Origin of the sequence: Nocardioides seonyuensis (assembly GCF_004683965.1) — a bacterium.
Classification (GTDB): domain Bacteria; phylum Actinomycetota; class Actinomycetes; order Propionibacteriales; family Nocardioidaceae; genus Nocardioides; species Nocardioides seonyuensis.
Genome location: NZ_CP038436.1, coordinates 3,528,614 through 3,540,587, shown reverse-complemented (window position 1 = coordinate 3,540,587; position 11,974 = coordinate 3,528,614). Strand labels below are relative to the sequence as shown.

The 11,974-nt window shown below is 70.5% G+C and carries 11 protein-coding genes; 1 reads left to right on the top strand and 10 read right to left on the bottom strand.

Translation table 11 applies throughout. The features are described from left to right. The first annotated feature begins 12 nt into the window (after nt 1-12). Nucleotides 13-816 carry a maleylpyruvate isomerase family mycothiol-dependent enzyme gene (locus EXE58_RS17165; RefSeq protein WP_135268980.1) on the top strand — a complete coding sequence of 268 codons (804 nt, stop codon included), beginning with the start codon at nt 13-15 and terminating at the stop codon, nt 814-816. A gap of 15 nt (nt 817-831) precedes the next feature. On the opposite strand, the gene pheT is transcribed toward EXE58_RS17165, so the two are convergent. The 10 genes from pheT to EXE58_RS20190 form a co-directional block, all read right to left on the bottom strand. Beyond that, the gene (pheT, locus tag EXE58_RS17160) at nt 832-3,318 is read right to left on the bottom strand and encodes a phenylalanine--tRNA ligase subunit beta (protein WP_135268979.1); all 2,487 of its coding nucleotides are present in this window, start codon (nt 3,316-3,318) and stop codon (nt 832-834) included. Between the two features lie 16 nt (nt 3,319-3,334). Next, nucleotides 3,335-4,444, bottom strand: coding sequence for a phenylalanine--tRNA ligase subunit alpha (gene pheS / locus EXE58_RS17155; protein WP_135268978.1), 1,110 nt, complete (start codon nt 4,442-4,444; stop codon nt 3,335-3,337). Between the two features lie 156 nt (nt 4,445-4,600). Then, nucleotides 4,601-7,144 (bottom strand): DUF4153 domain-containing protein, encoded by a 2,544-nt coding sequence (locus EXE58_RS17150; protein ID WP_135268977.1) that lies wholly within the window; start codon nt 7,142-7,144, stop codon nt 4,601-4,603. Next, nucleotides 7,144-7,839: a response regulator transcription factor gene (locus tag EXE58_RS17145; RefSeq protein ID WP_135268976.1), complete on the bottom strand. Its 696-nt coding sequence runs from the start codon at nt 7,837-7,839 to the stop codon at nt 7,144-7,146. The genes EXE58_RS17150 and EXE58_RS17145 overlap by 1 nt, the downstream gene beginning before the upstream one ends. A 71-nt stretch (nt 7,840-7,910) precedes the next feature. Then, nucleotides 7,911-8,981 (bottom strand): sensor histidine kinase, encoded by a 1,071-nt coding sequence (locus tag EXE58_RS17140; RefSeq protein ID WP_244242289.1) that lies wholly within the window; start codon nt 8,979-8,981, stop codon nt 7,911-7,913. A gap of 9 nt (nt 8,982-8,990) precedes the next feature. Further along, nucleotides 8,991-9,800: a TrmH family RNA methyltransferase gene (locus EXE58_RS17135; RefSeq protein WP_135269671.1), complete on the bottom strand. Its 810-nt coding sequence runs from the start codon at nt 9,798-9,800 to the stop codon at nt 8,991-8,993. 47 nt (nt 9,801-9,847) lie between these two features. After that, nucleotides 9,848-10,234, bottom strand: a complete 387-nt coding sequence (rplT, locus tag EXE58_RS17130; protein ID WP_135268975.1) for a 50S ribosomal protein L20 — start codon at nt 10,232-10,234, stop codon at nt 9,848-9,850. 52 nt (nt 10,235-10,286) lie between these two features. Continuing rightward, nucleotides 10,287-10,481: a 50S ribosomal protein L35 gene (gene rpmI, locus EXE58_RS17125; RefSeq protein WP_135268974.1), complete on the bottom strand. Its 195-nt coding sequence runs from the start codon at nt 10,479-10,481 to the stop codon at nt 10,287-10,289. Between the two features lie 53 nt (nt 10,482-10,534). After that, nucleotides 10,535-11,254, bottom strand: coding sequence for a translation initiation factor IF-3 (gene infC / locus EXE58_RS17120; RefSeq protein ID WP_208544064.1), 720 nt, complete (start codon nt 11,252-11,254; stop codon nt 10,535-10,537). A 179-nt stretch (nt 11,255-11,433) separates the two neighbouring features. Continuing rightward, complete coding sequence (locus EXE58_RS20190) at nt 11,434-11,946, bottom strand: SseB family protein (RefSeq protein WP_135268973.1); 513 nt, start codon at nt 11,944-11,946, stop codon at nt 11,434-11,436. Nucleotides 11,947-11,974: the final 28 nt, after the last annotated feature.

Below are 11,974 nucleotides of genomic sequence, written 5' to 3'. Positions count from 1 at the left end.
TACCGTGGACCCATGCCGTTGAGCGCCACACGATACCTCGCCCACATCCGAGACGAGTCCGCCCGCTTCCGGGAGGTGCTCACCGTCGCCGACCCCGCGGCCCGGGTGCCCGGATGCCCTGACTGGGACGCCGACGACCTCCTGTGGCACCTCACCACCGTCCAGCAGTTCTGGGCCACCATGGTCATCGATCGTCCCAGCGGGCCGGAAGACTACGAGGAACCGACCCGCCCGCACCTTCGCGACGACCTGTTCTCGGCGTTCGACGATGCGTCCGGGGCGTTGGTCGCCGCGCTCGACGGAGTGCAGCCCGACGACGAGGCCTGGACGTGGCACCCCACGGACCACTCCGTCGGTTTCATCCTGCGCCGGCAGGCCCACGAGGCGCTGATCCACCGGCTCGACGCCGAGCAGACGGCGGGCGAGCAGACCGAGCTCGACGCGGGCCTGGCGGCTGACGGTGTGCTCGAGGTCCTCGACGTGATGTACGGCGGCTGCCCACCGTGGGGCTCCTGGGAGCCACTCCCCCACCTCCTGCGTGTCGACTGCACCGACACCGGTGACCAGTTCTGGATACAGCTCGGCAGGTTCAATGGCACCGACCCCGATGACGGCACCGTCCACACCGACGAGGAGGACCTGCACGTCGTCGCGTCGCCCGGAGACGACACCGAGCCGGAGGTGGTGGTCGACGGACCTGCCGGGGCCCTCGACGCATGGCTCTGGCACCGCGGCACCGACGAGGAGATCTCGGTCGCGGGCGATCGCGAGGTCTGCGACCGCTTCCGCGCGATCGTGGCCGGACCCATCACCTGACCTCGAACCGCGAAGTCAGGTGCGCTGGACCGCTCCCGTGCGCTTCGCCGCCATCGCGACCGCGGCTTCACGGGCGGCGGTCGCCTCACCCTCCTTGAGCGTCCGGTCCGGGGCTCGGAAGCGCAGGGCGTAGGCGAGGGACTTCTTCCCCTCCCCCACCTGGTCACCGGTGTAGACGTCGAAGAGTCGGATCGACTCCAGCAGCTCGCCGGCGCCCTCGCGGAGCGCGGCTTCGACGTCGGCTGCACGGACCTCGGCGTCGACCACGAGCGCAACGTCCTCCTTGGCTACGGGGTAGGACGAGAAGGTCGGCGCCTCGCGCAGGTGCACGGCCCGCTCGATGAGCACATCGAGGTCGACCTCGGCACCGACTGCTCGCTTCGGCAGCCCGAAGGCCTGACAGACCTTGGGGTGCAGCTCACCGGCGTGGCCGATCACCTCGCCGTCCACGGAGAGCTCGGCGCAACGCCCGGGATGCCAGGGGGCGACCTCCACGGCCGACGCCGAGACGTCGAGACCCAGGGCCGCCGCGACCGAGCGGACCGCCTCGACCGCGTCGGACCACGACACAGGGCGCGACTCGCCCCACCAGCCGCCGGACACGGCGTCCCCGGCGGCGACGAGCGCGAGGTGCAGGGGCTGGGCGGGCAGCGCTGCATCGAGCGCCTCGAACTCGGCGTCGGTCGGGCGCCGGTCGACCGGAAGGATGGCGGCTGGCCCCGAGTGGCGGGGAACGGTGACCGTGCCCGTCTCGAAGATCGCGATGTCGACATTGCCGAGACCGACGTTGCGGCCGGCGGCGCGCAGCATGCCGGGGAGCAGCGTCGTGGTCATGAAAGCGGCCTCGGCGCTCAACGGGTTGGAGAGCTCGAGCAGGTCGCGGCGCGGGTCGTCCTCCGGCAGGCCGAGTGCGTCGAGGTCGGCCGGGCCGACGAAGGGGAACGTCACGATCTCGACGAAGCCCTCCCCCGCCATCGTGCGCCCGATCCGCCGGCGCAGCTGCTGGGGCCTGGTCAGGCCCCGACCCGACGGCGGGGTGGGCAGCACCGAGGGGATCAGGTCGTAGCCGACGAGGCGGATGACCTCCTCGGAGAAGTCCTGGGGATCGGTGAGGTCGGGCCGCCACGGCGGCGGCGTCACGGACAGCGTTCCCGACCCCGTCACCTCGCACCCGACGGCGCGCAGGCACTCGACGGCGCGCTCCTCGGAGATCGGCATCCCCGAGACGCGCGACGCGAGATCGGCAGCGACCTCGACGACAGGCATCGCCGGCGGGCTTCCGACGACGGTCACGCCATCCTCGACCCGCGCACCCCCGTGCTCGACGAGTAGCTCGACCACGCGATCGGCCGCCGCCTCGCAGATGGTGGGGTCGACTCCTCGCTCGTTGCGCTTGCCGGCCTCCGAGGTGATCTTGTGGCGGCGCCCGGTGCGGTACATCGACACCGCGTCCCAGTGGGCGGCCTCCACCAGGATCGAGGTGGTGGAGTCGGACATCTCGGTGGTCTGGCCCCCCATCACGCCGCCGAGGCCGATGATGCCTGAGTCGTCGGTCACGACCAGGTCGTCGGGGTGGAGCGCGCGATCGGTGTCGTCGAGAGTCGTGAGCCGTTCACCCGCGCGGGCGCGGCGTACGACGATCGGGCCCTGAAGCTTGTCGGCGTCGTAGCCGTGGATCGGCCGCCCCGTCTCGAGCATCACGTAGTTGGTGATGTCGACGGCGAGCGAGATCGGACGCATGCCTGCCGCGGTGATGCGCCGGACCATGAAGTCGGGAGTGCGAGCGCCCGGGTCGAACCCGGTGACCCGCCGCGCGACGAACACGGGGCAGCCCTCGGGGTCCTCCACCACGACGGGGTGGCCCTGGTCGTCGGCTGCAGGAGTCTCGCGGATCGCCGGGTCCCGGAAGCCGCTCGCACCGTCGACCGAGACGAGCACCTCCCGGGCGATGCCGCGCAACGAGAGCGCGTAGGCCCGGTCGGGGTTGACCTCGAACTCGATGATCTCCTCGTCGAGGCCCAGGATGGTCCTGACGTCCTCGCCGGGGGCACCGGCGTCCGGCGGGAGCACCATGATGCCGTCGTGGTCCTCACCGAGGCCGAGCTCCATGGCGGAGCAGATCATGCCGGCGGACACGTGCCCGTAGGTCTTGCGGGCGCTGATCTCGAAGTTCCCCGGGAGGACGCCGCCGGGGAGGATCACCACGACCAGGTCGCCCGGCGCGAAGTTGTGGGCCCCACAGACGATTCCTTGCGGCTCACCGGTGCCGTTGGCGTCTCCGACGTCCACCGTGCACCAATTGATCGTCTTGCCGTTCTTCTGCGGCTCGGGCTCCATGGTGAGGACACGACCGATCACGAGCGGTCCCGTGATGTCACGCCCCGGGCTCTCCACGGCCTCGAGCTTGAGCCCGGTCAGGGTCAGGCGCGCGGTGAGCTCGTCGGTGGTCGTGCCCTCGGGCACGTCGACGTAGTCCAGGATCCAGGACAGGGGTGCCTTCATCGGTGGTGCTCCCCTCTCAGATCTCGCTGCCGAACGCGGCAGCGAAGCGGACGTCACCCTCGAAGAGCGGACGCAGGTCCTCGAGGTTGTGGCGGAACATGAACGAGCGATCGATGCCCATGCCGAAGGCGAAGCCGCTGTAGACGTCGGGGTCGACACCGCACGAGACGAGCACCCGTGGGTTGACCACGCCGCAGCCTCCCCACTCGATCCAGCCCTCGCCCCGGCAGGTGCGGCAGGAGTCGCCGCCCTCCCCCGCGCCACTGCCCCGGCACACGAAGCACCGCACGTCGACCTCGGCGGAGGGCTCGGTGAACGGGAAGTAGGACGGGCGGAATCGCGTGTCGATGCCGTCGCCGAACAGCTGTGAGGCGAAGTGGTCCAGCGTGCCCTTGAGATGCGCCATGGTGATGCCCTCGTCGACGACGAGCCCCTCGACCTGGTGGAACATCGGCGAGTGGGTGGCGTCGTACTCGTCGGTGCGGAAGACGCGGCCCGGACACACGACGTAGATCGGCGGGTTGCGGGTCAGCATCGCGCGGGCCTGGACCGGTGAGGTCTGCGTGCGCAGCACGACGTGGTGGTCGGCCGGCTCGGTCCAGAACGTGTCCTGCATGGTGCGGGCAGGATGATCCGGGCCGAGGTTGAGCGCGTCGAAGTTGAGCCACTCGGCCTCCACCACCGGCCCCTCGGCGATCTCGTAGCCCATGGCCACGAAGAGGTCGGCGATCAGCTCGGACTGGAGCGTGAGCGGATGACGGCTCCCGCGACGGCGGCGCGTGGTGGGTAGGGAGACGTCGACGGTCTCCTCGGCCAGCATGCGCTCCTCGTGCTCGACCTCGAGCGCTGCCTGCCGCTCGGCGATCGCCTGGCCGATGACGCCCCGCGCCTGGCCGACTCGCTGGCCGGCCTCCTTGCGAGCCTGAGGCGGCAGGGCACCGATCTCGCGGTTGGCGAGCGCGAGTGGCGAGCGGTCACCGGCGTGCTCGAGGCGTACGCGCTTGAGCGCTTCGAGGTCCGAGGCGCCGGACACCGCGGCGAGTGCCTCGTCACGCATCCGCTCGACCTCGTCAGCCTTGAGCGGGGTGACCTCGACGGGGTCGTAGTCCTTGTTGGGGCCGGACATGGCTCCCTTTCGCGCGGCGATGAGCAGTTCGCCGCAGAGTCTAGAAGTGGGTGAGCTCAGGGTCGGACGGGGACTCCCCGGACCCGGCGACGTCAGCTGCCCGACGGACCTGGTCCGGGGCTCAGAAATCGCATGCTCGTGTCCACGACACCCATGCTACTGGCCGAAGACCTCCCACACGCCAGCGCATTTCTCTGCGTCGCTCGTGGGTGTCGACACCGGACCCAGGTCCTCCAGCGCCTCGTGCGCCCTCGAGCGGCCGAGGTTCCACGCGCGGGCATCTTCGAGCGTCTCCGGCGCGAGAGCATTTCGAGGCATCCCCTGCAGGACGCATCGCGAGACGTCCACCGGCAAGCGTTCGACGATGGCCGGCGTCGCATCGGCCGACAGCGTCTGCAGGTAGCGCAGGTCGAGGTCCCCGGTCGTCTCGTAGCGGTCGAGGTTCCTCTCGGCGACCCACGCATCGGGGTCGAGCGCGGCCAGGGCGATCAGTGCGGCGGCACCCGAGACCAGCGCGATCCTCGGCAGCCATCGACCCAGTCCCGCTGCACCGGCGATCATCGTCGCGAGCAGCAGGAAGCCGAGCCACCCCTCGAAGAAGTCGACGAACAGGCGCAGCGTGGTGAAGCCGTAGGCGTCCTGGTAGACGGCCATGCCACGCAGAGCCGACGCCACGACGAGGAGTGACAGGGAGCAGAGCAGGCCGAGCGACCCGAGCAGCCAGCGCCGGTCCGTGGGCGTATCGCCCGCCCGGCGAGCGGCCACCCAGACCACCACCAGCGTGAGCACCGTGGCGAGTGTGAGCTGGCCGAAGCCCTGGTGGACGAAGTCGGCGTACGTCAGCCCGGTGGTCTCCTCGATGTAGGAGCGTCCCCCGACGAGGGCACGCGCCTGGGCGGCGATGAACGCGAGGAAGACCCCGTCGACCACGAGCACCGGCACCAGCCACTCGTAGCGGTTGGCGAGCCTCGGAGCACGACGGCGCCCCAGCACGTCGACGTCAGGGGGGTTCAGTGCCAGGTAGCCCGCACCCAGCGTCACCGCGAAGACGAAGCACGCGAGGAAGGCTCGGGCGACCAGGTCGTTGAAGGTCAGGCTGGGCACCAGCCGGTCCACCCAGTCGCTGAACACCGGGTTGGCACTGGCAAAGATCGTGCCGAACACAGCCAGTCCGAGCAGGGACCACACGACCGTGCGCACCAGCGCCGGGACCTGCGACCCGGCGCCCGCGATCCGCAGCGACCGCCCGAACCAGGGCAGCCCTCGCAGGGAGGCCAGCGGCCAGGCGACCCCCGTCACCATGTATCCCGTCACGGTTCTCGCGGCGGTCGTGCCACAGAGGAACACGCCTGCCGCCGCGACCAGGCAGAGCAGCTGCACCCACACCGCGTCGAGCAGGGACATCGGCAGGACGAGCAGCAGGGCCAGGCCCGCGCAGACCAGGGTCCACGGCTCGCGACGGCTGCGGGCGGTGAGCAGGGCTGCTGCGCCGCAGACGACCGCCACGAAAGTCCAGGAGACACCGATCGCCGTGAAGGACAGCACTGCACCGGCGACGAGTCCCGCGACCCCGGCAGCGGCGACCGTCCGGAGGCTCGATCGAGCTCCATCTTCGGGCCAGAAGCGGCCGAAGAGGGCGTCGAGCGACGAGGAGGCGGCAGTGGGTGCCTGCGTGGTGGGCCGGGGCGCCGGCGCTGGTGTCGCTGCCGGCGCCTTCGTGGCCGGGCTCACCTCGAGCCGGAGGCAGGCGCCCCGTCCAGAGGGCGGGTCCACGAAGCGCAGGCTGCCGCCGTGCAGCCCCGCCACCCACCGGGCGATGGCGAGACCCAGGCCGGTGCCGCCACCGCTGGGGTCCGTGCCGAAGCGCTCGAAGGCGCGCTCGCGGTCACCCGGCTCGACGCCCGGCCCGGCGTCGGTGACCTGCACCCACCAGCCGTCGTCAGAGCCACCCGCGTCAACCTCCACCGCTGTCCCGGGTGCTGTGTGTCGTCCGGCGTTGTCCAGGATGTTCACCAGGAGCTGACGCAGTCGGGCCGGGTCTGCCTCGACCACCAGGTCGACCGGCACACTGACGTCGTACCGGGCCGTGCGTCCGCCGGCGACGACCTGCTCGACGCAGGTGTCCAGCAGCGCGCGGACCGGCGTCGGCGCGTGGTGGAGCCTCGCGACCCCCGCCTCGAGCCGCGAGAGCTCCAGCAGGTCGGCGACGAGGTCCCGCAGCATCTCGGCCTGCGCCAGCGCTCGGCGCAGGTTGTCCTCGTCGGCAGGTACGACATCGTCGGCGAGGTTCTCCAGGAGAGCGGTCATGGCGGTCAGCGGCGTGCGCAGCTCGTGCGACACCGTGGCGATGAGGTCGCGACGTTCGCGATCCACCGTGGCGAGGTCGTGAGCCATCCGGTTGAAGGAGGCAGCCAGTCGACCCACCTCGTCCGAGGACTGCGTGTGCACCCGGCCGGAGTAGTCGCCGCGCGCCATCCGGTCGGCGACCTCGGTCATCGCGCGCAGCGGAGCCACCATGCCAGCGGCCAGGAGCTGGGTGACGGCCAGGGCCACGCCGACGGTGACCGGGAGCACCAGCAGCCAAGGCACCTCGGCAGCCGAGCCCACCAGCGCGAGCAGGCTGGAGACCACCACGGAGCCGGCTACGAGGAGACCCAGCTTGGTCTTGATGGACCCGATCGTGTCGAGCGGCCGGCTCATCAGCCCTCCTCGAGGGCGTAGCCCACGCCGTGCACCGTGCGGATCCGTGCGGGGCCGATCTTCGCCCGGAGGGCCTTCACGTGCGTGTCGACCGTCCGGGTGCCGGCGCCGCTCAGGGCGTCCGCCCAGCCCCACACCTCCGTCAGGAGACGGTCCCTGGACAGGACCTGTCCCGGAACCTGTGCCAGACAGGTCAGCAGGTCGAACTCGGTGGGCGTGAGGTGGATCTCGCGGTCGCCCACGCTCACCCTGCGCCTGCCCGGGTCGACGACGAGATCACCTGCTCGGAGGACCCGGGGATGCTGTCCGGCCGCCAGCTCGGCGGCACGGTCCACCCGTCTCACGAGGGCGGCGACCCGCGCGATGACCTCCCGCATGCGGAACGGCTTGGTGAGGTAGTCGTCGGCGCCCACCCCCAGCCCCACCAGGATGTCGGCCTCGTCGTCACGAGCGGTCAGCATGAGGACCGGGAACGGCTGCTCGGCCTGGATCCGGCGGCACACCTCGTGGCCGTCGTAGCCCGGCAGCATCACGTCCAGGACGACGACGTCAGGGGTCCGGGACAAGGCCAGCTCGACTGCACCAGGACCGTCGAAGGCCTGGAGGACGGCGTAGCCCTCGGCCAGCAGTCGCTGGGAGAGCGCGTCGTTGATGGTGCGGTCGTCCTCGACCACGAGGACGGTGCGTGCGGTCATGGTCCGACACTAGGAGCCGCCCGCGGCCGGAACCGGTCGCGACCCGTGAGGGTTCGGTGAGGATCACCGCCTCAGTCGGGGCGCAGGTCCTCCTGCGGCCAGTCGATGATCACGCGAGCACCACCGCTGGTGGCATCGGCGATCGTGATGACTCCTCCGTGGGCGCGGGTCAGGCCCCCCACGATGTACATCCCGAGACCGCTGCCACCTCGCCCGAGGGTCCAGAACTTGGTGAACACACGGTTGCGGATCTCCTCGGGGATCCCTTCGCCCTCGTCCTCCACCACCACGCGCACGGCGGGCCACCCCGCGTCGTGAGGGGCGACGCTCACGTCGACGCGCCCCTCACCGTGGCGCACGGCGTTCTCCAGGACGTTGGTGACCACCTGGGTGAACTTGTCGGGGTCGGCGAAGACCTCGGGGGTGCTGGGATCCACGTCGAGGTGGATCTCTCGCGAGGTGCTGTGGGACACCGACTCGACGACCCGTCCCACCAGGACGTCGGCCGGACACTCACGCGGGTAGAGCTGGAGGCGCCCGGTGTCGATGCGTGCGACGTCGAGCAGCTCGGCGATCAGCCTGGTGAGGCGATCGGCGTCGGCGTTGACGGTGGTCAGCATGAGCTTGCGCTGGTCGTCGCTCAGCTTGTCCCAGCGGTTCAGGAGCGCCTGGACGAACCCCTTCACGCCCGTCAGCGGTGAGCGCAGCTCGTGCGCGACCGTGGCCACCAGGTCGGAGCGCTCACGGTCCAGGCGAGCACGCCCACGGCCGCTGCGCAGCGCGATGGCGATCCCCGTCACCGGGCCGAGGCGCTCGTCACGCACGAGTCGTGCCGTGGTGAGGATCTCTTCGGCACGCGGGTTGAGCCAGGACTGCTCCGGGATGCCACGCACGGTGGCGAGGGTGTCGTAGGGGCGGTTGACGTCGAGCCAGCTGCGACCCTCCTGGTCCTGGAGCCGCAGCACCTCCTCGAGGCGCACGCCCACGGCCTCGTCACCGGGGCCGAGCCCGAGCATCGACCGCGCCTGGGTGTTGATCACCGTGACGGCGCCGTCAGTGTCGACCCCGATCATTCCGTCCGGGTAGGCGTCGGCGAGCGCCTGCAGCCCGGTGGAGCCGGGTCGGACGAGGCGGCTGGTCACGCGCTCACCCTAGCCGTGCCGCGGATCAGCCGAGGCCCGCTGCTCGCGTGCGCTGGCATAGAGGCAGACCGCGGCCGCGGTGGAGAGATTGAGGCTCTCCGCGCGGCCGTGGATCGGGATGGCCACGCGCGCATCGGCGGACTCGGCCAGCTCCGGAGGGAGCCCCCACGCCTCGTTCCCGAAGAGCCATGCACTGGGCCCGGAGAGGTCAGCGTCGAAGAGATCCACCTCACCGGCCGCGTCCGCCGCCAGCACGGTGATCCCGTGCTGGCGAGCAGCCGCCACGGCGGCACCGGGCTCGGGGCACAGCGCGACCGGGAGGTGGAACAGGCTCCCCACGCTGGCGCGCACCGTCTTGGGGTTGTAGACGTCGACGGAGCTGCCTGCCAGCACGACGCCGTCGGCGCCGACGGCGTCAGCGGTCCGGATCACGGTGCCGGCGTTGCCGGGATCCCGGACGTCCGCACAGATCACCAGGAGCCGCGACGTGGGCCGCACCACCTGGTCGAGCGGGAGGTCCAGGTGGCGGCAGACGGCCACGACACCTGCCGGAGTCACGGAGTCGGAGAGCGTTGCGAGGGCACGGTCGTCGACCAGCGTCACCGTGCCCGCACCGGCGAGCAGGTGGTGGTACTGCTCCAGCGCCGCGGGCGTGGCGAAGACCTCCACGACGCAGCCGTCCACCCCCAGGGCGCCCTGGACGGCCTTCGGCCCGTCAGCAAGGAAGAGCCGCCGCTCGGAACGGACCGAGCGGCGGCTCAACTTGCGGGCGTCCTTGACGCGGCCATTACCGGGCGTCAAGGGCTCCATGTGGTTCATCATCGCGGTTTCGAGGCTCGCTGCGCTCGCACCTCGACCGGCGAGGCTCAGGCGGAGACCTTCGGGGCGTTGACGTCCTCGGGAAGTGCTGACTTGGCGGTCTCGACGAGCGCCGCGAAGGCGGGCGCGTCGTTGACGGCCAGCTCGGCGAGGATCTTGCGGTCGACCTCGACGCCAGCCAGGCCGAGGCCCTGGATGAAACGGTTGTAGGTCATGCCGTTGGCGCGAGCAGCGGCGTTGATGCGCTGGATCCACAGCTTGCGGAAGTTGCCCTTGTTCTTGCGGCGGTCGTTGTAGCTGTAGACCAGCGAGTGGGTGACCTGCTCCTTGGCCTTGCGGTAGAGGCGCGAGCGCTGGCCGCGGTACCCGCTGGCCCGCTCGAGGGTGGTACGACGCTTCTTCTGGGCGTTCACTGCGCGCTTGACGCGTGCCATCTTGTTGCTCCTTGGTGCTTGTGGTCTCGGGGAGGGTGGGGCAGGCGGGAGGTCAGAGACCCAGCAGCTTCTTGGCCCGGGGAACGTCGTTCTTGGCAACCTCGGCGGTGCCGGACAGTCGTCGGGTGACCTTGGAGGGCTTCTTCTCCAGGTTGTGGCGCATCCCGGCCTTCTGGCGACGGATCTTGCCCGAGCCGGTGACGCGGAAACGCTTGCTGGCGCCCGAGTGGGTCTTGTTCTTAGGCATGTGTCTCTTCCTTCGGTTGCTCGTGTGTCCGGGGGTCCCTGTGCAGGGAGGGATCAGGCGTCGATCTCGGGATCGAGGTTCTCGGAGCGCCCGCGCTCCTTCTTCTGGGCCACCGGCCCTGCCGCGTGCGCAGCCTCGCGCTCGGCGGCCTCCTCGGCGACGCGGTCGGCACGTGCCTGCATCTTGGTGGCCTTCGCCGCCTCGGCATCGACCTTGGCGTCGGCCTTCTTCTTGTGCGGGCCGAGCACCATGATCATGTTGCGGCCGTCCTGCTTGGGGCTGGACTCGACGAAGCCCAGCTCCTGGACGTCCTCGGCGAGGCGCTGGAGCAGCCGGAAGCCCAGCTCGGGCCGGTGCTGCTCGCGACCGCGGAACATGATCGTGATCTTGACCTTGTCGCCCGCGTTGAGGAAGCGCACCACGTGACCCTTCTTGGTCTCGTAGTCGTGGGCGTCGATCTTGGGTCGAAGCTTCATCTCCTTGATGATCACGTTCGACTGGTTGCGACGGGCCTCGCGCGCCTTCTGGGCGTTCTCGTACTTGAACTTGCCGTAGTCCATGAGCTTGCAGACCGGCGGGCGTCCCTGAGGTGCGATCTCGACCAGGTCGAGGTCGGCTTCCTGGGCAAGCTTGAGTGCCTGATCGGTGGGCACGATGCCAACGGTCTCGCCGTTGGGTCCGACGAGCCGGACCTCGGGAACGCGGATCCGGTCGTTGATGCGTAGCTCGGTGCTGATGGGTCCTCCAGTGATCGGGTGGCAGTTCCACTCCAAGCGGAAGCCAGTCGCGACACGTCTCCCGGGATGCGGGAATCAGTGTCCAGCGCTGCTCGTGAGAGCTGCTCACTGGGGACCGGACCCGACGACCTTGGGGTGGTGCTGGTGCGGTCGATGCGGGTGGGAGACGAGTGCTGCGAGCCTCCGCTTGAGAGTCAACAGTGAAGACTACCGGATCAATCCCCCGCGGGCCCAATCCAGCCGTGGCCGTCCGCGACCGCGACGAGGCGCCATCCCGCGGCGAGCCGGGTCAGGTCCTCCCCCTCGACCGCGTAGGAGGCCGGCCCGGCCAGGTCGACGAGGAGTGCGACCGCGCCGTCCTGGACGGCGGCGGTGGCAGCCGTTGCGGCAGGCACGGGGACAGGGCGCGCCTCCGGGTCCCAGCGGCGCATGGTCTCGGTCGAGGTGAACGCCAGCAGGCCGGTGCGGCCGCCCCCGGACCGGACCAGGACGGCAGCCATGTCGGAGGACTTGTCGTGGGCCAGCCCGGACTCGTCGTAGGTCACCTCCCCCAGCACCGCGACGACAGGGACGAGCAGGCGTGCGTCCTGGAGGGCGGCCAGGACGTCGCCCGACCGAGCCTGCCCCAGTGCGTACTGCACCAGCGTGGAGGTCAGCGCAGGGTCTGCGAGCCCCCGGTCGTCAGGGAAGCCTGGATCGGGGATCGTCCGTGGCGGTTCGTGTTCCACTCCCCCATTCTCACCAGCGACTGGCTCG

What these genes read in the sequence shown, in the direction of transcription:
- EXE58_RS17165 (WP_135268980.1), top strand. Translation starts at nt 13, where the DNA reads ATGCCGTTGAGCGCCACACGATACCTCGCCCACATCCGAGACGAGTCC.
- pheT (WP_135268979.1), bottom strand. Translation starts at nt 3,318, where the DNA reads ATGAAGGCACCCCTGTCCTGGATCCTGGACTACGTCGACGTGCCCGAG.
- pheS (WP_135268978.1), bottom strand. Translation starts at nt 4,444, where the DNA reads ATGTCCGGCCCCAACAAGGACTACGACCCCGTCGAGGTCACCCCGCTC.
- EXE58_RS17150 (WP_135268977.1), bottom strand. Translation starts at nt 7,144, where the DNA reads ATGAGCCGGCCGCTCGACACGATCGGGTCCATCAAGACCAAGCTGGGT.
- EXE58_RS17145 (WP_135268976.1), bottom strand. Translation starts at nt 7,839, where the DNA reads ATGACCGCACGCACCGTCCTCGTGGTCGAGGACGACCGCACCATCAAC.
- EXE58_RS17135 (WP_135269671.1), bottom strand. Translation starts at nt 9,800, where the DNA reads ATGAACCACATGGAGCCCTTGACGCCCGGTAATGGCCGCGTCAAGGAC.
- rplT (WP_135268975.1), bottom strand. Translation starts at nt 10,234, where the DNA reads ATGGCACGCGTCAAGCGCGCAGTGAACGCCCAGAAGAAGCGTCGTACC.
- rpmI (WP_135268974.1), bottom strand. Translation starts at nt 10,481, where the DNA reads ATGCCTAAGAACAAGACCCACTCGGGCGCCAGCAAGCGTTTCCGCGTC.